Here is a 23,843-nt window from a genome sequence, read left to right as displayed (position 1 = left end):
CTTTCGAAGTTGAGAGTGGGGTTACAGTGGGCTTTTTTTGTTTTAATGATATAGGTAAGTCATTAACAATGACCGCCAATAATGTCTATCAATAATAATGTTTAATAAGGATATAACCATGTCTAAGAACACAGCATCAAACACCACGTTTAAAGCCTTGGTCGTCGAAGAGAGCAATGACGGTGAGTTTGGAAAAAGCATCAAAGAACGCAGTGTCAGTGATTTGCCAGACAATGACCTGCTAATCGAGGTGCACTACTCATCACTCAACTATAAAGATGCGATGTCGGCTTCGGGTAATAAAAGAATCACCAAACACTATCCGCACACGCCCGGTATTGATGCCGCTGGTGTCGTTGTCAGCGACAAATCCGGCACCTTTGCCGAAGGTCAAAAGGTGGTGGTATTTGGTTATGATCTGGGTATGGATACGCCGGGTGGCCTAGGGCAAATGATTTCTATACCTGCCGACTGGGCCATAGAATGCCCAGAGTCCTTGACGCTAAAAGAAGCTATGATCTATGGTACAGGCGGCTTAACGGCAGCCTTAAGCGTGCAAAAATTAGAAAAAATGGGCGCAAAACCAAGTGATGGTGAGGTCGCTGTCACAGGTGCAACGGGCGGCGTCGGTAGCATTAGTATCGCTATTTTAAAGCAGCTGGGCTATGACGTCATCGCCTTCTCAGGTAAACCTGAACAAAGCGAGCATCTAAAAGAGCTTGGCGCAAGCGAGGTGCGTCATCGCGACACCATCAATGAGATCGGTAGCAAACCTATCGGCCGTGAGCTGTGGGCCAATGCCATCGATACGGTAGGCGGCGACTACTTAGCCAACTTACTCAAGCAAACCAAAGCTGGCGGCGCGGTCACCAGTTGCGGGCTGGCAGCATCACCTGAGCTCTCGATGACGGTAATACCTTTTATCACTAGAGCGGTATCCCTGCTCGGTATCGACTCGGTCTATATTCCGTTGACGGATAAAAAGGCCATCTGGCAACGTGTCGCCACCGACATGAAACTGCCCAATCTGGACAGCTATGGCGAAGAGATTACGCTTGAGCAGACGCCAGAGTATTTAGATAGATTTATCGCGGGCAAAACCGTGGGGCGTTATGTGGTGAATGTGAAGGGTTAGGATTTAGTTTAGAGCTTTTGATACAGATAAATCAAGGCAGCACTCTTTTGGGGTGCTGCCTTTTTTTAGCAACATCTTCAATTTTTCTTTGAAATGTAAACTGTTGTGAGTCGAAAGTGATTCGATTGCTCGCTTTATACACTGTATTATTAAAAGTTCGTTTGAAAATTAAAATCACCTCAAATAAATTAACTTTTGTTCGATAATTTAAATAGACTTATGTTAGTATTTATAGTGAGCTAAATTTTATTTTAACTCACTATTTTTGAGAGTATCAAACATATGCTCTTGATAACTCTAATAAACCTAAATCAAAGGTGGTAACAGTATGTCAAATTATGTTAAGTCTCCTAACAGCGATACATGGCATTGGTGCAAAAATTGTTCAAATTATCCTAGTAGTGTTGGATCTACAAGCTCAACCAAACCTACATCTGGAGAGCTGTGCAATCAATGTCAATCTAAACAAAAAAGTGGGAATTGTAATTGATAAATGAGACTCTATTTTAAATCAACGGTTGGAGAATACTTCTTAAGTAGTGTTCTCCTTTTATATAGAAAAAAATTTGTATAATATCTATCAAATATTTACTTCATCCAAAGTTAATCAGTTGCAAACAAACAAGAACAGACCTGCGGATAATGCTACTACCAATATGCTAGCCATAATGGTGCTAACCCACAACTTCCTCGCTTTTTTATACTAACTCTTGTTCAGTAATATCGGAATATACTGTATTATTTTTTATGTTTTTGACACTGTCCTTAAAGTAAAAAAAATTGCCTAAAAGTCCTGTTAGTACAGCCAACGCTATAAAAAATCTGGTCTGGCCAAAAGAGCTATACGTCTGCATACTCAACAAATACATTAACAACAAATCGACTGTGTTGATGCCAATTACAATAAAAAAATGATTAGATACATTTTGCGACAGCAAAACCGAGACGGGCCAAGAATACCTAGAAATAATTATTCTAAAAACAAAAAAAAGCACCCAACCAAGTTGAGTGTTTTTTTATTTCGACAAGCTGTATATCAATTCAAAAAATCTGAGTAGCAAGGAAAACGAGTGATAGCACTACGTTAAGTAGGCTGAACGAGTTTGACGATGCTAATCAGATTTTTGGTTTGATACTATTCCCACTCAATAGTAGCAGGTGGCTTGCTCGATACATCATAAGTCACGCGTGAGACGTCTTTGATTTCATTCATGATGCGATTTGATACCGTCTCAATCAAATCATACGGCAGATGGGCAAAGCGTGCGGTCATAAAGTCAACAGTCTCAACCGCACGTAGCGCAATCACCCACGCATAGCGGCGGCCATCGCCGACCACGCCGACCGATTTGATCGGTTGGAATACCGCAAACGCTTGCGCGGTCTTGTCATACCAGCCTGAACGCTCAAGCTCTTGCATAAAGATGGCGTCGGCCAAACGTAGGATATCGGCATATTCTTTTTTCACTTCGCCCAAGATACGCACGCCCAAACCTGGACCTGGAAACGGATGACGATAGATCATTTTTTCTGGCAGACCCAAAGTGATACCCAATTTGCGTACTTCGTCTTTAAAGAGGTCACGTAACGGCTCCACCAACTCAAACGCCAAGTCATCCGGCAGACCGCCTACGTTGTGGTGGCTCTTAATGACGTGCGCCTTACCTTGATGCGACTTGGCAGATTCAATCACGTCAGGATAGATCGTACCCTGCGCCAAGAACTCAACGACTTTGCCATCGCTTTGCTCACTCACTTCACGCGCACTGTTGGCAAATACGTCGATAAAGGTTTTACCAATGATTTTACGTTTTTTCTCTGGATCAGACTCGCCCGCCAGCGCATCTAAGAACAAGTCTTCGGCATCGACACGAATGACTTTAACACCCATGTTTTCGGCAAATACTTGCATGACTTGATCGCCTTCATGCAGACGCAAGAGGCCATTATCAACGAACACACAAGTCAGCTGATCGCCAATGGCTTTATGCAAAATTGCTGCGACCACTGAACTGTCGACACCGCCTGATAGTCCTAGTAATACTTGTTTGTCACCGATTTGCTCTTTTAACTGCTCGACACGCATATCAATGATGTTGTCAGGCGTCCACTCACCTGCACACTCGCAGATCTGATGGACAAAACGGCTGAGCAACGCTTGCCCTTGCAAGGTATGCGTGACTTCTGGATGGAACTGTAGACCGTAATATTGCTTGTCATCATTGGCCATGATCGCAATTGGACAGCTTGGCGTACTGGCGACGATGTCGAAGCCTTTAGGGGCTTCTATTACTTTGTCGCCATGACTCATCCACACATTTAGCTTGGCTGACTGACCGTCAGTTTTGCTGTCTTCAATGCCTTCAGTCAGCTGCGAGTGACCATTTACTTCGATCGTCGCGGCACCAAACTCATGAATGTCACTGGCATGAACCTGTCCACCGAAACGATCCGCCATCGCTTGCATACCGTAGCAAATACCCAAGACTGGCACGCCCAAGTCAAACACCGCATCGTTGATACGTGGGCTGTCGTCTGCGTGCACACTCTCAGGGCCACCCGATAGGATGACGCCTTTTGCGCCAAAATCGATGATGCGCTGGCTGTCGATATCATAAGGGAACATTTCACAAAACACCCCAGAGTCGCGCACACGGCGGGCGATCAGCTGGCTGTATTGCGAGCCAAAATCGAGAATTAAAATGCGGTCTTCTTTGATTGCAGGCGTGGCAGTGGTCATAGATCGATATCCATCAATAGATAAATTGGTGCCCTATTTTAACAAGTTTAGACACGCTATTGGCTATTAGATGTTCAATTATTCACAGTTATGTATAAATATTTCATTTTTAGGAAGATAAGCGCGGAAAAAGAAGATCAAGCAGAATGAACGATAAGAGGGCGGAAAACTGCCAAATATTTTTTGTACATAATTCAATAAATACAACCAGATATTATTCGCTAGTATAAACAGCAGCTTATCATAAAATCATGGAGATAAATGATGTCCACACCCGACCAAAAGCCGCCTAAGGACACGCAGGCTTACGTTCTAACGAAGTCCGCCATAGACAATACCACCGAGACCAAACATATCCATCAATTCAATGAAAACGCCATTCGCCATACCGTCTCATTAAGTGACATCGTCGGTCTTACTAAATTTGGTTTGCACCTTGTGCGGGTTGAGGCAGGCGATGAGACGACGACGCATCACTATCATGAAGAGTCAGATGAGTTCATCTATATGTTGTCAGGTGAGCTATCACTGCGTTATGGCGATGAGCAATATCAATTAAGTGCTGGTGACTTTGTGGGCTTCCCTGCGCATGGCGCGCCGCACTCTATGCGTAATGATAGCGATAGCGACGCCACCTACCTGATGGGCGGCAATAGGCCACCGATTGATATGACGCTTTATCCGGACATCAAGCGTAAGATGTATAACATTCATGGCAAAAAAGAGTATGTGGGTTTTGAGGATTTGGGTGAGGTTTGAAAAGAGTGTTAGTTGCTAAATAAGCCCGTGTTAATGGTTGTTTTAAACAACTACCAACATGGGCTAACTAGGTGATTTACTTTTTCAAATGAACGACTAAGTATTATTTACCTTTAAACTCAGCCTCACGTCTCTCCACCATCGCCATCGCGCCCTCACGCGCATCTTCTGAATAAAACAAATCTGGCAGATAACTATGAATATTTGCCAGCGCCGCGCCGACGCCACTACGGCTGACATCTTGTGCGGACGACAGTAGGCTTTTTACACCAAGCGGAGCCGCTTGGCAGATTTCTTTGGCAATCGTGAGCGCTCGCTCATATTCGGTGCCGTTTTCTACCACTTCACTGACCAGATTGAGTCGATCTGCCGTCTGTGCGTCAAATGCTTTGCCTGTGAGCAGATACGGCATGGCTTTTTGCCAGCCTGCCGCTTGTACAAATCGGACGGTTGCCCCGCCAAACGGCATGATACCGCGCTGCACTTCTAATTGACCAAACGTGCAGTTGTCACTTGCGATGACCACGTCGCTATTTAGCATCAGCTCAATCCCAGCGGTAAAGCATGTGCCTTGCACCGCGACGACCACAGGTTTGCAGCGTAATTTACCGCTGATGCCCCACGGATCGATTTGGCTATCGTCAAACTCAAACGCGCCTTTGTCCCATTTGTCTTGTAGCTCCATCAGATCCAGACCGGCAGTGAAGTGCTCGCCATGGGCGAAGATGAGCGCACATCGTAGATGATCGTCGTTTTCGTAGTCAGTGAGCGCCTCGGATAACTGCTTAATCATATGGCTATCAAAGGCGTTGCGTTTGTCCGCGCGATTAAGTCCAATCAGACAAATATAGCCGTCGGTTTGATAGGTGATGCGATTGTCGATGTGTTGATTGTGGTCCGTGGTCATGACGTTATCCTTGTCGAAACTGGCGTTGTAAGAGCGTTATTAGAGGGGCAATTGCTATAAACTTATTTTTAGTAACGTGCTTTTAATATAATCATCCTTACACTAGAACACAAGCACTAACACCGCGCAGCACCATACCCATGATGGATAGCAGCGCACCTCATTATCAGTTGACCTTGCCCTTGATAAATGCAACTATTATTGAGCTTTATAGCGTTGCCATCCTCACTTGCTGGCACCATCGAACAATGGAATCACGGTCTTATGGAATTTTGGCACGGCTTTTTGCTTATCACCAGCGTTCACTTGCTTGCTGCCGCCTCACCTGGCCCTGATTTTGTCTTGGTATCGCAGCAAACCTTGGCAAAAGGTCGGCGCACTGGTCTAATTTGTAGCTTTGGCATTACTTTGGGCTTGGCTGTTCATATTATCTACTCGGTGTTGGGTCTGGCGACCATCATCGCCCATTCGCAGCCGCTATTGACCGCGATTAAATGGCTGGGCGGTGGATATCTGATTTATCTGGGTTGGCAAGGGATTGGGGCCAAACCCAAAAAGCCATCAGATTTAGCAAATTCAGCAGACTCGGCAAGGTCAGCTGTTAACGTTTCACAAGATGTGCTTACCCATCCAACCACGATTTCTAATAAAAACCTCTCTACCAAAAAACCATCTGAGAATACCGACTCAACTGCCGCTATTTTGCGTCGTGGCTTTTTTTGTAATGTCTTTAATCCAAAAGCGCCCGTGTATTTCGTCGCGATATTTACCCTCGTTCTCTCACCAGACATACCCCTTTGGCAGTTGGCCACCTATGGCGTATGGATGATGGTCTTGCAGATGGCATGGTTTAGTACGGTCGTCATGCTGCTCTCTATCCCAGCGATCCATCGCCGCTTCCAACGTTTTGAGCATTGGATAGACCGCGTCTTGGGATCAGCGATGATCGTATTGGGGTTAAATCTTATTTTACGTAGCCGATAAGCCGTTCGTTCCTTGTGAAATCTGCTAAACTGGTTGATTATATTCAGATATCAAAGCCCCACACTATGACAAGTAAGCCTTCAAACCAAAAACACAGAAACCGATCGCCATCTACGGCCAAAAAACTCGGCCAGCTGCATCCGCGCAACCCGCATCAAGGTCGCTATGACTTTGCGGTACTGACCCGCGCTTTGCCTGAGCTCGCTGACCATACCATCACCAATCCTAATGGCGAGCCGACGATCAACTTCTCTGATCATCAAGCGGTGCGTGTGCTTAACAAGGCGCTGCTCGCCCATTATTATGGCGTCAAATTTTGGGACATTCCCGAAGGCTACTTGTGTCCGCCTATCCCTGGGCGTGCCGATTATATTCACTATATCGCTGACTTGCTTGCCCAAACCAGCCACGTCAATGACGACAACACCCCACCAACAGGCAAAGAGCTCCATGCTCTCGATATTGGCACGGGGGCCAGTGCCATTTACCCTATTATCGGTAGCCAAAGCTACGGTTGGCGTTTTACGGCAAGCGATATCGATCCCGTTTCGGTCAATACGGCAGCGCTTATTTGTGACGCTAATCCAAAGCTCAAAAGCGCGGTAAAGGTAAAGCTGCAACCAGAACCCAAATTTATCTTTAAAAACATCATCGGTCGCCAAGATTACTTTGATGTGGTCGTTTGCAACCCTCCCTTTCACGCCTCGTTGGAAGAAGCCATGGAAGCCAACAGTCGTAAGCAGCATAACCTGCAACGACATCGTGGCAAAAATGAAAACGAAAAGATCAGTCGCCATTCCTCAAAAGAAGGCAATGCCGCACAAAACCTAAACTTTGGCGGTCAGCATAAAGAGCTGTGGAGTGAAGGCGGAGAAATTGCCTTTTTGACTAAGATGGCAAAAGAGAGTCAAAGCTTCGCAGAGCACGTTGGTTGGTTTACTACCCTTGTCTCCAAGTCTGAGAACGTAAAACCTTTGCAGCTTCTATTAAAGCAGCTTGATGTTGCCCAAATGCGCATTATTGAGATGAGTCAAGGTCAAAAAAACACACGTGTTTTAGCATGGCGTTTTAATACTGATGAAGACGCATAAACAGCCACAGTGTGGAATAAAGTTTCACGTGAAACAAAAAATCACCGCTTTACTAGCAAAGCGGTGATTTTTTATCGTAAAAATAAGTGACTGTAGTCAGGCCAATCAGCTAAAAAACATCACTTTTAAGCCGATAGCAATGAGTACCCACCCACCTAATGCTTCCGCTTTATCTTCTAACCACGTACCAGAGCGCCAGCCTAAATAAACCCCCAGCAGACCAAATAAAGCGGTGATCACGGCGATAATTAAACAGGCCAGCCACGCATTAAGCGCCAACAAATTAAGGGTAAAACCTGCGGCCATGGCATCGATACTAGTGGCGATCGCTAGGGTAAACATGGTTTTATGATTCACACTTTTATACCCGCTATTTTTTGCTAATACCTCCTCAGCAATGTCATCAATCTCTTCTTCATTATGACCAGCAAACACTTCATAAAGCATTTTGCCACCGAGTACGATAAGAATAATTCCGCCAATCCAAGGCGCTGCAGCGGCCAGCCAACCTAATAACACTGCTCCTAATAAATAACCAATAAGTGGCATGATGCCCTGCGCAATACCAAAATACAAAGCAGCATACATCGCCAAACGCAACACGTATTGAGAGGAATGTTTTTGCGACTTGGCACCCAGCCCGATTGCAACAGCAAACGCATCCATCGCTAAAGCAATAGCGAGTAACAGGACTTCTATCATTTTATTTTTCTCTTATCATAAGTAGCGTATTTTTTAGCGTTTCACGTGAAACAAAAATACCGCTTTGGAGGCCAAAGCGGTATTTTCTGTCATTAATTAAAAAGGATCGCATTTCTAATCATGGTATTTATATGTCTAAATTAGACACCGTCAATGCGTTTTCTTCAATAAAGATACGGCGCGGCTCAACATGATCCCCCATTAAGCAGGTAAACATATGATCTGCAGCGATGGCATCTTCAATATTGACCCGTAGCATACGGCGGTTTTCAGGATCCATCGTCGTATCCCAAAGCTGATCGGCGTTCATCTCCCCCAGCCCTTTATAGCGCTGAATCGCCAGACCACGACGGGCATCTAGCATCATTTGCTGCCATAAATAGTCAAAGTCGCGTATTGGGATATCTTTGGTAGTGCCAGCACTGGCTTCACGGCGGATAAAGGCATCATCTGCCAACAACGTGTTCCACTCAGCCGATAAGCGAAGTAACTTGCTGTATTCACCTGAATTAATAAAACTAGAGTCTAGCAAATAATGATGTGCCAGCTGATGCACGTATACAGTCACCCGCGGTAGCCACTGCGCTTTAGTCGACAACGCATCGCTATCAGACTCCGTCCTTTCTTCAGCCTCTAATGCTGGCGTCATACCCAATAAATCGGCGGCGGCAGCATCCATGTTTTTTGGCTGAGGCGCATGGATGTTCACCAACTCAATCTCAGGACTTAGCTCACTGCCTAAACGGTCAAGTTGAGTTTGCATGGCCTCTCTCCAACCTTGCATAGCCGCCTTGTCATAAGTCATGTCGGTACTAAGTTTTGGCGTATGGGTTAAGGCATCCAAAATCGTGGCCGGAAAACGGATCTGCAAACGTGCTTTGATCAGCTGCGTTTGGTTATAGTCATTTAGAAGCGTTTCAAGCGCTTGACCAGTGATAGCAGGTGCATCAGCACTGACATGCAGCTTAGTGTTATCAATCGTCGACGACAACAGATAAGCCTTAAGTGCCTCATCATCTTTTAGATACAGCTCTTGACGCCCTTTTTTCACCTTATACAAGGGTGGCTGAGCAATATAAACATAGCCCCGTTCGATAAGCTCAGGTGTTTGACGGAAAAAGAAGGTCAACAGCAGCGTACGAATGTGGGAGCCATCAACGTCCGCATCGGTCATGATAATGATTTTATGATAGCGTACTTTATCAGGGTTGTACTCATCAGGACCAATACCACAGCCAAGCGCGGTAATTAGGTTACCAACTTCAGCAGACGACAGCATTTTGTCAAAGCGGGCGCGTTCAACGTTAAGGATTTTACCTTTTAAGGGCAAAATCGCCTGCGTTTTACGGCTACGACCCTGTTTTGCTGAGCCACCTGCAGAGTCCCCCTCCACAATGTACAGCTCTGACAGTGACGGATCTTTTTCTTGGCAATCAGCCAGTTTACCTGGCAAACCGGCGATATCTAGCGTGGTCTTACGGCGGGTCATCTCACGTGCTTTACGAGCCGCATCACGCGCTCGTGCAGCATCGATAATCTTATTGGCAATCGCTTTACCCGCACTTGGGTTCTCAAGTAGATAGTCATTAAACTTATCACTCATCGCCGATTCAACCGCAGATTTTACTTCGCTTGATACCAGCTTGTCTTTGGTTTGACTTGAAAACTTTGGATCAGGAACCTTAACAGAGACGATTGCCGTTAGGCCTTCACGGGCATCATCACCAGTCGCAGCGATCTTTTCTTTTTTGAATAAGTTTTCGCGATCCATATAGCTATTTAAGCCGCGCGTTAATGCTGAGCGGAAGCCTGATAGATGCGTACCACCATCGCGCTGCGGGATGTTATTGGTAAAACACAGGACTTTTTCGTTGTACGTGTCCGTCCACTGCAACGCCACTTCGACGCTGATACCCTCATCTTGGTCACTCGTGAAGTGGAACACGTCATTGATGCCATCTTTGCCCGCGTTGATATAACTGACAAACTCCGACAAACCACCTTTATGCTCAAACTCGTGACGCTTATCAATACGCTCATCGGTTAAAACAATACGCACGCCAGAGTTAAGAAACGATAGTTCACGTAGACGTTTGGCTAAAATATCGTACTCAAAGATAGTCCCTGTAAACACATCAGCACTTGGATAAAAACGAATCTGTGTGCCTGTTTTATCCGTTGGTTCCATCTGCTGAATGTCAGCATCAGGCACGCCATCGGTGTAGGTTTGGTGGTAGTGATGGCCTTCACGCCAGATATTCATCTCAAGCTTTTTAGACAAAGCATTGACGACCGAAACCCCGACACCATGTAGGCCGCCTGACACTTTATAGCTATTGTCATCGAACTTACCGCCTGCATGCAGTACCGTCATGATAACCTGCGCGGCCGACACTCCCTCTTCTGGATGAATGTCGACAGGCACACCGCGGCCATTGTCCATCACACTCACAGATTCATCTTCGTGGATGATGATATCAATCTGATCGCAATGACCAGCAAGCGCCTCATCGATAGAGTTGTCCACCACCTCAAAGACCATATGATGTAATCCGGTACCATCATCCGTGTCACCGATGTACATACCAGGGCGCACGCGTACCGCTTCTAATCCGCGCAATACACGAATATCTTTGGAGCTATAATCAGAAGGTAAACTTTCAGGCACCACAGTTGACGCCATGGTTTCAGTAGCACTGTCTGACATCAGTTGCTCGTGGTCGGTAGGTAATGAATCACTCATGTGCATTCCTTAATCTAGCCATAATCAGCCGTTTGTTATTGCCCCATCACTACGATGACGCCTTATAACGTTATTTTAGACTCAATTTTATAATCAAAATCAATGATACGTCTCATTGACTAACACGATTCGCCAAAACTTTATAAAATGTGATAAAGACTTAAAAAAATATCAAGTCAGCGCTTTATCATTCCCGTACTCGCTTCTTTTTTTTAAAGATTATTAAAGCAAATACAATAAATCAAACACATACTTATCAGGCACTTGCAAATCCATGGGCAATAAAAAACGTCTGTACAACGCTATCAAAAAACTTGCTGAAAACAGGACAAAAATAAAGCCTCATTTTAGCATTTTTTTGCCTTTAAGTCACTGTTTACTGAGCGTTTTATGGCGATTAAACCCGTGTCTAAAGAGAGTAAACATTCAGGAGAAAATGGCAAAACAGACTAGGATAAATATAGGTATTTTGGAGAGCGGAAAAAAAGAAACACCACGTTTAAAAACAGGGCATATTTACCCCATAGAGACTTGACCTTGTTTCACGTGAAACACGTGCGGATTTGACCATAATGCTCTGACCAAAGGTAAAACATCATCAGTCAAACTGGTCATAAATACCTGACACGGTAACTGAGACAGCGCTGATAACAGGATCTCTATAGCTCTCGCATCCAGCTCGGCAGTGATATCATCTAGCAACACCACGGGGGTTACTTGGGAGTTAAGGCCACTATTGGACAAATCGCTGCCTTCTTCCGTATGCAGTAGCAAGGGCAGCTGTGACAAGCGCAACGCGGTGATTAACAATTTTTTTTCACCGCGAGACAGCACATTAGCCGCCTGCTCTTTTAGCGTGGGCAACGGGCTACTCCCATCGGTTTCTATGATGGTATTTGCATGCTCGCTATTCGTTTGTACGGAATCGCTAGAGCGCCAATGAACATGAACATCGGCGCGATGATTGCCGATACGCGTGTATCCCAGCTGCAGATCCTGCTCTAAGCGCTCGTTAAGCTGCACATCAAGCGAAATACTGGTGTCGTAACCCGGATTGTAACTCAAACTTAATTGTTCAGCGTAGGCAGGCAATAGCTCAGCGACAGTGTCAGCAAAATAAGGCTGCCATGCTGCAAACACACGTTCACGGTAATGATGAATAAGCGCAGCATGGTTACTTAGCCCCTTATCCCATGACTTTAACTCAGCAAGCTGCACTTGGGACAAGTGGCGCGTCTTTTTTAACAGACTATTGCGCTGTTTTAGTAGGCGCTGATAGGCTACCCACTGTGGGTGAAACCCTTGTTTCATGTGAAACACTAGCCAATCTAATAGTTGCCGACGACTGGCACTCCCCTGCTCCAACATATCCATTGTCGAGGGGTCTACCAATAACGTGGGTAGTTGTTCCGTTAGGATGCTTTGGTTATAAACAGTGCTTTGATTAAGACGTAGGACCGTTGTAGCATCGGTTTGCTTTTGGATAGCCAAGGTACGGTTATCATTGAGTTTTGCATGCACGGTTGCGGAATTTTGATGGTGCTGAATGTAGCGTTTGGGCTGATGGTGACGAAAACTCTTACCTCTAGATAACAAGAATATCGCTTCAAGCAATGACGTTTTACCACTGCCATTTTCCCCAATAATGACGTTGCAAGCAGCAGACTGGAGGTTGGTTTGCGTCAAATTACGCAGATGGGAGATTTGTAGACGTTCAATCATAATACCGACAGCCGCCTATGGATGTTGCTGAAAAATTAGCGAACAAAAATTTATAAAAATAACAAGTCAGACAAAGATTGGAAGTTAAATCTGGATTGCAAAAACTGCTCTACAGCCTAACTCCCTGTCTTTAAAAAACAAAACGTACTATTTAAAAAACACTATATACGCATCGGCATGATGACATATTGATGGAACTCATCGTTCAGCTGATTGACCAATACCGAGGCATTTGATTGACTCATATGCATCTGTAAGTCGCCTTGGATGACACTTAGCACATCCTGTAAATAGGCGGCATTAAAAGACAGCTCCATCGGCTCACCTTGATACTTGGCTTGTATCATCTCGACCGCTTCATCTTGCTCGGCGTTATTTGCGCGGACTTCTACCATGCCGTCACTGGCAAAGTTGAACACCACACCGCGCGATTTTTCATTACTTAAAATGGCGACACGGCGTAGCACATCCGCCATTTTTTCTTGATTGAACAACGCGAGCTTATCAGTATTACTCGGCATCACGCGGCGGTAATCAGGGAACTTGCCATCAATCAGACGCGCTGTGAACGTAACCATCAAGTTTTGGTTCACCTGCCCTGCACTATCGACGTCGCCAAAAGGTAAGCTCACTTGTAAAAACTCACGGCCAAAGCTTAAGGTGACCTGATTGTCTTGCTCACCAAGCATTTTACCAAGTTCAGTAGCCAAACGCTCAAGCTCAATCACAGCCTTACGCGGCAAAATCGCCTGCATATTTAGATCAGCACTCACATCGATAACACTGCGTGCCAAAGCCAAACGGTGGCCATCGGTAGCCACTGTCGTCAATTGCTGCTGTGAGACGTCAAACAACATACCGGTTAGATAGTAACGGACATCTTGGATTGCCATCGCAAACTGAGTCTTATGAATCAAATCAATAAGACGACTACGACTGATGGTCAATGGCGTGATGTTTTCTGGGTTACCCAAACTTGGGTAATCTTCACTAGGCAAGGTTCCCAAAGTAAAGCGACTCTTGCCGCTGGTCAGTAAACAGCGCTCATTTTGCTGAGTAGCAAGGTTGACTTGTGCTTGAGCAGGCAACGATTTGCAGATGTCTTTTAACTTTGTTGCTGGTAACGTTGTGGTACCTGCTTCAATACAAGCACCAGCAGGCAGTTTTAACGTCGAGGTTAACTCTACCTCTAGATCTGAGGCAGTCAAAATAAGCGCCGACTCAGACAGCTGTAGCTTGATATTGCCCAAAATAACCATATTGTGGCGCTTATCAGCCGCCTTCGCGATCAAGTTAATGGCTTTTAGTAACGACTCTCGATTAATCGATAATTGCATGCTTAGTTACTCTTATTATTAGTTACTCTTGTTAAATGATTTTTTTATAATATTAAAATATTATCTCAATAATACCTTGTCTACTGCCTAGAATCCATTAGCTATCTGTGTGCTTATATTTGCAATATTATAAACCATATCATCTTACTACAACATAGGAACGCCGCGGCCTTCTAACCAGCTTGCAACATAAGGGCTAATGTTTTGTAGTCTTTGTCAAACGCTGGATCTGCGGCTCTTAGCTCATTAACCTTATCGCAAGCGTGCATCACTGTCGTGTGATCGCGTCCACCAAATGACTGCCCAATCTCAGGAAAGCTATCACCAGTCAGCTCTCTTGACAGTGCCATTGCGATTTGACGTGGTCTTGCAATACTGCGCGTGCGTTTGCGTCCCATAATGTCTTTGACCGTCACGTCATAGTACTCTGCGACCATCTTACGAATATTATCCATATTCACTGCTTGGACACGCATCGCAACGATATCTTTTAGCGCATATTGCACCATCTCAAGGGTAATCTGTGCCCCAGTTAAGTTGGCATTTGCAAACACTTGATTAAGAGCCCCTTCTAAGCGTCTGACATTAGACACCACGTTTTGAGCAATAAATAGGGCACACTCTTTAGGTAAAACCATGCCGTATGAGGCCGCTTTTTTCTGTAAGATTTGTACACGAGTATCAATCTCAGGGGGATCGACAGCGACTGTTAACCCCCAAGAAAATCGTGACCGAAAGCGTTCGTCAAACTCCGTCATTTGTGACGGATGACGATCAGACGCTAAAATCAGCTGTTTATCACCGCTTGTAAAATCTGCAAATAGTGTCAAAAACTCATTACTACTTTTGGTCTTACCTGCTAATACATGAATATCATCTACAATTAATAAATCTACTTTTTTAATTTTCTTTTTAAAATCCTCTATTTTATTATTTCTTAATGAATAAACCAATTGATTAATAAATTTTTCAGAAGTGAAATAATAAAAACTTTGATTATTTTTTAAATATCGGTGTGCTACCGAATGCATTAAATGTGTTTTTCCCAAACCAGAAGGACCATATATAAATAGAGGATTGTGTCGATTCTTTGATTGACGTTTACCAAGCTCATAACAGGCCTTGTAGGCTAGATTGTTAGATTTACCGGTAACAAACGTCTCAAAAGTGAAATCAGGGTTTAGATAGCTTAGCGATTTTGCATCAGCAGAATCGATTGATTCTGTATGTCGCATATTGGCATCAATATCTGCTTTCGCATTGTTATGATGGATGGTTTCAAACTTATGATCTGGCGGGGTAGGGGAGGGCGTATCCGCCACAAACAAAGACCCTGACTGCAACTGATTGGCACCATCCGTATTACGATCAGCGTTATCGACGCGGACGACGACTTCCTCGATACTCCCTTGGCTGTGTTTAGTAACCAATTGCTGAATGTCTTGCAAATGGTTTTTTTTAATGTAAGTTACAAAATAATCATTAGGGGCAAGTATGATAAGTGTTTGTGCTTCTTGGTGAGCTGATAATGGCCTTAACCACATGGTAAATACGTTGTCTTTGACGTTATATCGTAAATCGTTTAGACATTTATCCCAAATATTTGCTGTGTCAATCATGAAAAGTGCTAACCCTATAATCTAAAATAATAGACATGTCTCAACGGTATAAGAGGCTCGTTAACCTCTGATGCCATCCATAATTCCTAAACCAAAATCAATTGCCGTGCAGGGAGCTAATTTAACACAATACCCCTGTGGATAACACCTTGTTTTTTGTGGATAAGACTGTGGATAGTTTTGGGGATAAGTTTATCACCTAGGTTATCCATATTTAACCCACAGGTTATCCACAGGCTTACCCATAGCGTAATATTATGATAATTAAAAGAAAGGAGGACTTAACCACAGAAAATATGGGTCCCAATAACAACAATATCTATATATATTAATCAATTAGTTATTATAGAGTTCGAGGCAAACTGTGGATAACTACCAAAATTAAGAGCGGGTTAACAGTAAGTTCTAGTCACTAGGTAATAAATTTATCAATCACAATGGTTTGGAATAATGGAGTTTTTCTAACAGGACAGCCAAACAACAAAATGCTCCGATAGTAACGTATTTCAAATTAGTTTATTGACCAAAAGCAGATGGAATGATATAATCCTCCGTTATTACGAATTTAGTCCATTATTTTGATAGGTGAGTTATGAAACGTACATTCCAACCAAGCGTGATCAAGCGTAAACGTACTCACGGTTTCCGTGCTCGTATGGCAACTAAAAAAGGCCGTCAGGTCTTAGCTCGTCGCCGCGCTAAAGGACGTCATCGTCTTACTGTATAATCAGTAGATTGCGTTAAGCATACCTAGTAATGCTTATTGCGTTGCTGGTATCTATAGATCACGATAGTCAATCATCAAAACTGACACGTAGCCATATATTAAAAGCGCCCAGATAGGCGCTTTTTTTGTCTCTGTATTTTGTGGCTATTCCTAAACTTGTTCTAAACTTGCCATTCGCTCTCATACTAGGTTGTAATATGCCCAACACTGTCTCAGCCACACCTACCGCCCGCTTCACTAAAGAGCAGCGCCTACTCACACCAGCAGCATTCCGTGAGGTGTTTGACGCACCTGAGCGTAAGCTTCATCAGAGTCATTTGATGGCTTTTGTACGTGATAACACTCAAAATAAGCCACGAGTAGGTATGGCGATTACCAAGCGTAAAGTCCCCACTGCGGTCGCACGAAATCTTATTAAACGTCAAATACGTGAGCAGTTCCGTACAAAGGCTTTTAAATTAGAAAACAAAGATATTGTTTTTATTGTTAAAAAATCTATAAAAGATTTAAATAATAAAGATTTAATAAATGAGATAAATAATATATTTAAAAAAATAGAAAAATAATAATATGAATTTTATATTAAAAAACAAAAATAATATTTTTAATAAAATTATATTATCTATTATTTGTTTTTATCAAAAAATAGTTAGCCCTATGCTACCGGCACGTTGTCGCTACTATCCAACTTGTTCGAATTATGGCAAACAAGCTTTAGCATGGCATGGGGTCCGGTCAGGCAGTTGGTTACTATTAAAACGTATCAGTAGGTGTCATCCACTAGGGGGACATGGCATCGACTTCGTACCGATCCCTTTGGCTTCTTATAGCTATCATTACGTACCTGCTATTTGTACGGAAAATATAAGTGCGCAAGGATTGGGTATTTATCGGGATAGTAGTAGCTATGTTTCACGTCTCAATCAGTTAATGATGACTGAGTCAAAATAACGGTGATACCGCTTTAATATCATACCTTTTGAGTTACCCACAAGTTATCCACACTCTTGGTATCATTTGAGGTGGTTTTTTAGTAAAATGATGCACATTTTATGTAAATGACTGTCAATACTGTTGTCAGAGATTGGGGCAAACAGAGTGGGCGGTCATGACACATGCCCTAATTTTTCATTCCCTAATTTTTTAATCTAGGAAAGGTTTATGCAAAAGATATTTCGGGTGATGATCATCATTGCGATGCTAATCACCGCTTATCTGCTGATTTTGGCATGGCGAGACGATTATGCCGATGCGCCAGCTGTAGATGCGGTGCCAGAAACGACCACTTCAGTAGGTGCGGACATTCCTTCTACGACTGGTGCAGCAGGTGATATTCCGGTACAGACACAGCCTGTTGATAATGGTACTGTGACTGCCACCCCTGCTAAAGACACAGGTCTTATCACGGTAACGACCGATCGCTATGATATAAAAATCAATCCAGAAGGCGGCGATATAGTTTATGCTGCGCTCAAGCAGTATGATGCGACGCTCGATAGCGATAAGCCTTTCGTATTGTTAGAAAATAATAGTAATCGTGTGTATGTAGCACAGTCTGGTCTCATTGGTCCAAATGGTACTGATACCGCAGAAGGCCGCGCTAACTACAGTCATACTGCTAATAATTACGTCATGGAAGCAGGGCAGCAAACGTTATCAGTTCCGCTTACTTATCAAAAAGATGGTGTCACCATCACCAAGACGTTCACCTTTACAGAAAACAAATACCCCATTGATGTTAGCTATCAGATCCAAAATGCCTCTACGAACGCGTGGCAGGGTCAAATGTTTGCGCAGCTAAAACGCGACGATAGTAAAGATCCTGGTATGTCTGATAAAGGCGCGCTGAGTATGGCCACCTATTTGGGCGGCGCTTGGGGTACACCCGATGATCCTTACAATAAGCTAAAGTTTGGCGATTTTAATGATGGTGAGTTAACCACAACCAGTGACAAAGGTTGGGTGGGAATCGTACAGCATTATTTTGTCTCTGCATGGACGCCTAACAATTTCACGGGTAAGTTTTTTAGTCGCGAAACTGGCGATGATTACTTTATTGGATTTAACAGTCAGCCTGTCAATGTGGCACCAAATAAACAGGTGACGTTGGACGCCACCTTGTATGCTGGCCCAAAAGTACAATCTGAGCTAAAAGACGTCGCTGTAGGTCTCAATCAGACCGTGGATTATGGACTGCTGTGGCCAATATCAAAAGTCTTGTTCGCTATCCTGGATGGCGTTCATAAGGTTGTTGGTAACTGGGGTTGGTCGATCATCATACTAACTATTTTGGTCAAAATTGCCTTAATGTGGTTCTCTAATAAGAGTTACTACTCAATGGCGAAGATGCGAGCTATCGCCCCAAGACTAAAAGCTCTCAAAGAAGAGCATGGCGACGACCGCATGAAAATGTCGCAAGAAATGATGGCCATCTATAAAGAAGAGAAAGTCAATCCGATGGCAGGCTGCTTGCCTATTTTGATGCAAATGCCGATTTTCTTAGCGCTGTATTGGGTATTGGTTGAAAGTGTTGAGCTGCGCCATGCGCCTTGGATCTTATGGATTCAGGATTTATCGGCGATGGATCCGTGGTTTATTTTGCCATTGCTAATGGGTGCATCGATGTTTGTACAGCAGCAGCTAAATCCGCAGCCAGCTGATCCGATGCAAGCGAAAGTGATGAAGTTCTTACCGATTATCTTTACAGCGTTTATGCTATTCTTCCCAGCAGGTCTGGTACTGTACTGGACAGTGAATAACTTGTTTAGTATGACGCAACAATATATTGTTAATAGAAAGGTTGAAGAAGAGCAAAAACGTCGTACGGTTAAGGTACTCGATTAGTCATTAGTTAGCATTATGAAAGGAACCATCGCGTAAGCGGTGGTTTTTTTGTGCGTGACAGCTTTGTGCAACGGTTAATGGCGCGCCAATATAAAGCCTAAAGTAAGATCAAAGTAGGGCGATTTAAAGTTTGCTTTGTCAGTCTGCGCTCAGCCGTCTATAATGGTGCTTTTAGCTATTGAGAGTTATTGTGGATTCCTTGGAGATGGCGTTGATTGCCCCTCATTCATCTGAAAATCCTAGCCCTTCTGGGTTGGCGACTATTGCTGCCATTGCCACGCCACTTGGCCGTGGTGGCGTCGGCGTGATACGTCTGTCAGGCGCATGTGCTTATGCCATTGCCTGCACCCTAACTGGTAAGTCTGCCTTTACACCGCGAATGGCCAGTTTTTGTCGTTTTTATCAGGCAGATGGTACGGTCATTGATGAAGGGTTGGTACTGTACTTTGAAGGTCCGCACTCATTCACTGGCGAAGATGTGATTGAGCTACAGGGTCATGGCGGCATGATTTTACAAAACCAGCTATTAGCCCGCGTTTTTGAGTTGGGCGCAAAACAAGCGAGCGCAGGCGAGTTTTCTTATCGGGCTTTTGATAATGATAAATTGGATCTGGTCCAAGCAGAAGCCATTGCTGATGCGATTGATGCCACCAGTGCCGCCGCCGCTAGCAGTGCCATTCGTTCACTAAGCGGTGAGTTTTCCCAAAAAATCAATCAATTATTAGAACAACTGATCCATCTGCGCTTGCACGTTGAAGCGGCGATTGATTTTCCTGATGAAGAAGACGTGGACTTTTTGTCTGATGGGGTGATACAAAATAAGCTTGAGCAAACACAGGCCAAGATTCAACAAGTACTAGCGACTGCCAAGCAAGGCCAGCTCTTACGGGATGGCATACATGTGGTGTTGGCAGGCAGACCCAATGCTGGGAAATCAAGCTTACTGAATCGTCTTGCAGGACAGGAGCGTGCGATCGTTACTAACGTAGCTGGCACCACTCGTGATACGCTACAAGAGACAGTAGTACTCAATGGTTTAACGCTACATTTAACCGATACCGCAGGTCTGCGCGAAACTGAGGATACGGTTGAGCGCATTGGTATCGAGCGTGCGCGTACCGCTATCACTCAGGCTGATATGCTCCTGATGGTCTACGATGTGACCCGAGATCTTGAAGAGGAGAGTACACCACTACAGCTTGCAGAGCAGCTATTTGGTGAACTCCCAGAGGCCAAACGCTTACTAATTATTGCAAATAAAAGTGATCTGTTAAGTGAGTCTAGTGATGAAAGTTCCACTGCTGTCTCGCAAATTGAGATAAAAAACCGAGGCTATGAACAAGTCAATGTTTCATGTGAAACAGGCAGCGGCATCGATACCTTAGTCGACACCTTATGTGCTAAAGTGGGTTTTCATCCACCAGAGAATAGCTTGATTGCCCGTACGCGCCATCTAGATGCGTTGCGAAGAACAGCAGAGTATTTAACAGAAGCACACGAGCAGCTCACAGTGTTTAAAGCAGGAGAGCTGGTGGCTGAAAGCTTGCGCCAAGCCCAGCTTAGTTTGGGCGAGATTACGGGTGAGTTTAGTGCGGATGATTTGTTAGGTAAAATATTTGGCAGCTTTTGTATTGGTAAATAGTCCATAAGCATTGTGCTTTAAGTGGCTACTTTTATTTTTAATACTATCACAAGGAAAAAGTCATGCACTGTCCGTATTGTAATGCGTCAGACACGAAGGTGATTGACTCGCGTCTTGCAGCGGAAGGTGCCCAAGTACGCCGCCGCCGCTCATGTAATAGTTGCCAAGAGCGTTTCACTACCTTTGAGATGGTAGAGGTGGTGATGCCTAGAATTATCAAATCGAGTGGCAAAATTGAGCCTTATGACAATGAAAAATTGCGTCGCTCTATTTTATTACCCCTGCAAAAACGCCCTATCACCATTGATGAGCAAGAGGCGATGATTAGCCGTGTGGAAAAACGCGTCAGACAGATGGGGGAGCGCGAAGTTAGTAGTAAAGTTTTGGGTGAGATTATTATGAGCGAGCTCAAAGCGTTGGACGATGTCGCCTACGTCCGCTTTGCCAGTGTTTATCGAGATTTTCAAGACATAGATGCTTTTCATCAAGAAATTGCCAATATCCGACCCAATGAAAAATAATAAATAGTTGAGAAACCGCTCACTCCTTAGTTACCTCTCAGTCCTAGTATTTTCAATTTAATAGATACGCTTTTATAACGTGACTATCCAACTCTGATTAAGTGTCCCTTTATGTTGACCCATCACCACTCGCAAGATGCACAAGACCGTTACTTTATGATGCTGGCTATCGAACAAGCCAAGCACGGTTTATATACCACCCGGCCGAATCCGGCAGTCGGTTGTGTGATCGTCCACGCGGGAGAAGTGGTCGGACAAGGGTTTCACCCTAAAGCAGGTGAGCCGCATGCAGAAGTGTTTGCGCTCAAAGAGGCAGATGCGTGCGCAGTCGGTGCCACTGCGTACGTAACCCTAGAGCCCTGTAGTCACACAGGACGCACGCCGCCCTGCGCACTTGCCCTTATTAACGCTGGTGTGAAACGAGTTGTGATTGCAGGTCTTGATCCCAATCCACAAGTGGCGGGGCGCGGTGTAAGGCTACTAGAACAGGCAGGTATTGAGGTCAAGGTGGGGGTGTTGACCGCACAAGCAGAAGCGCTGAACCGTGGTTTTTTAAAGGCGATGCGCACGCAAATGCCCTACGTGCGCCTCAAAGTTGCCACCAGCCTTGATGGCCGTACAGCGATGGCATCGGGAGAATCAAAATGGATCACGTCTACAGCAGCCCGCGACGATGTCCAAAAACTACGCGCACAAAGTGGCGTGATTATCACAGGCAGTGAAACAGTTATTGCTGATGATCCACAATTGAATGTACGCTCTAACCAACTAGCTGTGCCACCTGAGCAAGTGCCTGCGCCTATGGTCGTCGTGCTTGATAGGCGCCAACGTCTAGACTACGATCCGCACGCTAATTATCAACTATGTCGTCGCCCAGAGACGCTTTACTGGCACAATGATGACCTGCCTTCGTTGTTAAAAACGTTAGTCAGTGAGCATCAGTGTTATGACGTACTGATAGAGGCTGGTGCAAGCGTGGCAGGCAGCTTTTTAAGTCAACAACTGGTCGATGAACTGATCGTCTATCAAGCGCCTTGCTTATTGGGCGCTAAAGCACGGCCAATGGTTGAGTTTAATCCGCTGTCTCTGGCGCAGCAGTTACGTTTTGATATTTATAAGCATGAACAGATTGGTGTTGACCTTAAACTAACGCTATTACCTTTATAAAACGTGTTATTTATAAACAGTTTATCCGCAACCTGTGATTAAAGGGGGATAAGTGTGGATAACGTATCACCTAAACGTAAGGTTTCACATGAAACTGTGTATAACTTCGTTTCACATGAAACAGTAAATACGTGTTGTTATCTAATATCCTTTATAATGCTATATATATCAATTACTTGCGTTCAAACTCACTATTTTTTAGATTCTATATGAAATTCAGGTTTGCTGTGGATAACTCTATATTTGGAGAGGTTTTTAGAGGAATGAGGCTTGGTTTTTCTTTACTTATCCACAAGTTATCCCCGAAAGGCTTGAAATAAGCGTAGGTTTCACCATCAATTTTAGTTAAGTTAGGCAACTGCTGGCAAAAAATTAAGACGTTGAAATACATTGTTGATCACGTCTACCCAATAATGAGATGAGGTTTATATGTTTACTGGAATTATAGAAAGTGTTGGAAAAGTTAAATCCATGCAACCAACAGGTGGTGATATACGTTTGACAATAGAGTCTGATGAGTTAGATTTCAGTGATGTTAAATTGGGGGACTCTATTGCCTCAAATGGCATTTGTCTAACGGTGGTAGATTTCGGGAGCAATCATTACTCTGTGGATGTTTCACGTGAAACGATTGCTCGTACCGCGTTAGAAACCCTAAAAGCAGGGCACATTGTCAATTTGGAAAAAGCGATGCTCCCAACCACTCGTTTTGGCGGTCATATCGTTGCAGGCCACGTAGATGGTGTAGGCGTTGTTAGTAAGCTGCAACAGGACGCGCGCTCTATCTACATTGAGATTGAGATACCCCAAGAGTTGGCGCATTACACAGCGACTAAAGGATCTATTACGGTCGATGGTATTAGTTTAACGACCAACCTGGTACAGGATAATATTGTCTCTTTAAACATCATTCCTCATACTGCCCAAGTGACTAATATTGCTAAGCATTGGCTGGTTGGTAGTAAGGTCAATATTGAGGTAGATATCGTTGCTCGCTACTTAGAGCGTCTGATAAATAAATCGCAAGCCAGTGCTATGGCTGCCCCCAGTCCGCAAAGTCAAATTACAGAAGCCTTCTTGGCAGATAATGGCTTTATGAAGTGATGTCTAAGAGGGCATAAGTAGCTATAAAGTCATTAGGAAGGTGAAGACCAAAGGTAGCACACATATAGACAGGCAGTAGGTTGGTAGATTGTGCAGGCT

The 23,843-nt window shown here is 44.2% G+C and carries 19 protein-coding genes; 12 read left to right on the top strand and 7 right to left on the bottom strand.

The features are described 5' to 3' along the window. The first annotated feature begins 118 nt into the window (after positions 1 to 118). Positions 119 to 1,135, top strand: a complete 1,017-nt coding sequence (locus B2P60_RS11760) for a YhdH/YhfP family quinone oxidoreductase (protein WP_286741523.1) — start codon at positions 119 to 121, stop codon at positions 1,133 to 1,135. Between the two features lie 1,135 nt (positions 1,136 to 2,270). Here B2P60_RS11760 and guaA read toward each other — a convergent pair. Continuing rightward, positions 2,271 to 3,875, bottom strand: coding sequence for a glutamine-hydrolyzing GMP synthase (guaA, locus tag B2P60_RS11755; protein WP_193006415.1), 1,605 nt, complete (start codon positions 3,873 to 3,875; stop codon positions 2,271 to 2,273). Positions 3,876 to 4,136: 261 nt separating this feature from the next. On the opposite strand from guaA, the gene B2P60_RS11750 reads away from it, so the two are divergent. Further along, entirely contained in the window at positions 4,137 to 4,634 is a 498-nt protein-coding gene (locus B2P60_RS11750; protein WP_286741522.1) for a cupin domain-containing protein, read from the top strand. A gap of 103 nt (positions 4,635 to 4,737) precedes the next feature. On the opposite strand, the gene B2P60_RS11745 is transcribed toward B2P60_RS11750, so the two are convergent. Next, positions 4,738 to 5,541, bottom strand: a complete 804-nt coding sequence (locus B2P60_RS11745; protein ID WP_230710410.1) for a crotonase/enoyl-CoA hydratase family protein — start codon at positions 5,539 to 5,541, stop codon at positions 4,738 to 4,740. Positions 5,542 to 5,730: 189 nt separating this feature from the next. On the opposite strand from B2P60_RS11745, the gene B2P60_RS11740 reads away from it, so the two are divergent. Together B2P60_RS11740 and rlmF are read left to right on the top strand one after the other, a co-directional pair. Then, positions 5,731 to 6,525 carry a LysE family translocator gene (locus B2P60_RS11740; RefSeq protein WP_230710408.1) on the top strand — a complete coding sequence of 265 codons (795 nt, stop codon included), beginning with the start codon at positions 5,731 to 5,733 and terminating at the stop codon, positions 6,523 to 6,525. A 65-nt stretch (positions 6,526 to 6,590) separates the two neighbouring features. Beyond that, the gene (rlmF, locus tag B2P60_RS11735) at positions 6,591 to 7,616 is read left to right on the top strand and encodes a 23S rRNA (adenine(1618)-N(6))-methyltransferase RlmF (protein WP_230710406.1); all 1,026 of its coding nucleotides are present in this window, start codon (positions 6,591 to 6,593) and stop codon (positions 7,614 to 7,616) included. Positions 7,617 to 7,721: 105 nt separating this feature from the next. Here rlmF and B2P60_RS11730 read toward each other — a convergent pair whose 3' ends face one another. The 5 genes from B2P60_RS11730 to dnaA form a co-directional block, all read right to left on the bottom strand. Continuing rightward, the gene (locus tag B2P60_RS11730; protein ID WP_230710405.1) at positions 7,722 to 8,318 is read right to left on the bottom strand and encodes a manganese efflux pump MntP family protein; all 597 of its coding nucleotides are present in this window, start codon (positions 8,316 to 8,318) and stop codon (positions 7,722 to 7,724) included. A gap of 127 nt (positions 8,319 to 8,445) precedes the next feature. Further along, on the bottom strand, positions 8,446 to 11,001 hold the full coding sequence (gyrB, locus tag B2P60_RS11725) for a DNA topoisomerase (ATP-hydrolyzing) subunit B (RefSeq protein ID WP_404672100.1): 2,556 nt from the start codon (positions 10,999 to 11,001) through the stop codon (positions 8,446 to 8,448). Between the two features lie 576 nt (positions 11,002 to 11,577). Then, positions 11,578 to 12,783, bottom strand: coding sequence for a DNA replication/repair protein RecF (gene recF, locus B2P60_RS11720; RefSeq protein WP_286741518.1), 1,206 nt, complete (start codon positions 12,781 to 12,783; stop codon positions 11,578 to 11,580). A 161-nt stretch (positions 12,784 to 12,944) separates the two neighbouring features. Beyond that, a complete protein-coding gene (dnaN, locus tag B2P60_RS11715; protein WP_230710402.1) occupies positions 12,945 to 14,120 on the bottom strand; it encodes a DNA polymerase III subunit beta in 1,176 nt (391 codons plus the stop codon). Positions 14,121 to 14,293: 173 nt separating this feature from the next. Further along, entirely contained in the window at positions 14,294 to 15,739 is a 1,446-nt protein-coding gene (gene dnaA / locus B2P60_RS11710) for a chromosomal replication initiator protein DnaA (RefSeq protein WP_286741516.1), read from the bottom strand. Between the two features lie 592 nt (positions 15,740 to 16,331). Here dnaA and rpmH point away from each other — a divergent pair. The 8 genes from rpmH (at position 16,332) to B2P60_RS11670 (ending at position 23,744) form a co-directional block, all read left to right on the top strand. Beyond that, positions 16,332 to 16,466, top strand: coding sequence for a 50S ribosomal protein L34 (rpmH, locus tag B2P60_RS11705; RefSeq protein ID WP_007394757.1), 135 nt, complete (start codon positions 16,332 to 16,334; stop codon positions 16,464 to 16,466). 197 nt (positions 16,467 to 16,663) lie between these two features. After that, entirely contained in the window at positions 16,664 to 17,032 is a 369-nt protein-coding gene (rnpA, locus tag B2P60_RS11700) for a ribonuclease P protein component (RefSeq protein WP_414706671.1), read from the top strand. 4 nt (positions 17,033 to 17,036) lie between these two features. After that, positions 17,037 to 17,417 (top strand): membrane protein insertion efficiency factor YidD, encoded by a 381-nt coding sequence (gene yidD / locus B2P60_RS11695; protein ID WP_286741513.1) that lies wholly within the window; start codon positions 17,037 to 17,039, stop codon positions 17,415 to 17,417. 210 nt (positions 17,418 to 17,627) lie between these two features. Next, on the top strand, positions 17,628 to 19,310 hold the full coding sequence (yidC, locus tag B2P60_RS11690) for a membrane protein insertase YidC (protein ID WP_286741511.1): 1,683 nt from the start codon (positions 17,628 to 17,630) through the stop codon (positions 19,308 to 19,310). Positions 19,311 to 19,515: 205 nt separating this feature from the next. Then, positions 19,516 to 20,952: a tRNA uridine-5-carboxymethylaminomethyl(34) synthesis GTPase MnmE gene (gene mnmE / locus B2P60_RS11685; protein ID WP_286741525.1), complete on the top strand. Its 1,437-nt coding sequence runs from the start codon at positions 19,516 to 19,518 to the stop codon at positions 20,950 to 20,952. Between the two features lie 62 nt (positions 20,953 to 21,014). After that, positions 21,015 to 21,473: a transcriptional regulator NrdR gene (gene nrdR / locus B2P60_RS11680; RefSeq protein ID WP_193006427.1), complete on the top strand. Its 459-nt coding sequence runs from the start codon at positions 21,015 to 21,017 to the stop codon at positions 21,471 to 21,473. A 111-nt stretch (positions 21,474 to 21,584) separates the two neighbouring features. After that, positions 21,585 to 22,640 carry a bifunctional diaminohydroxyphosphoribosylaminopyrimidine deaminase/5-amino-6-(5-phosphoribosylamino)uracil reductase RibD gene (ribD, locus tag B2P60_RS11675; protein WP_286741510.1) on the top strand — a complete coding sequence of 352 codons (1,056 nt, stop codon included), beginning with the start codon at positions 21,585 to 21,587 and terminating at the stop codon, positions 22,638 to 22,640. Between the two features lie 429 nt (positions 22,641 to 23,069). After that, positions 23,070 to 23,744, top strand: coding sequence for a riboflavin synthase (locus B2P60_RS11670; RefSeq protein ID WP_230710396.1), 675 nt, complete (start codon positions 23,070 to 23,072; stop codon positions 23,742 to 23,744). The last annotated feature ends 99 nt before the right edge of the window (positions 23,745 to 23,843 follow it).

The organism is Psychrobacter sp. UBA3068 (assembly GCF_002366815.1).
In the GTDB taxonomy this organism is placed as follows: Bacteria; Pseudomonadota; Gammaproteobacteria; order Pseudomonadales; family Moraxellaceae; genus Psychrobacter; species Psychrobacter namhaensis.
Note: the sequence above shows the minus strand (reverse complement) of the source record. Positions and strands in the feature narration are given on the sequence as shown.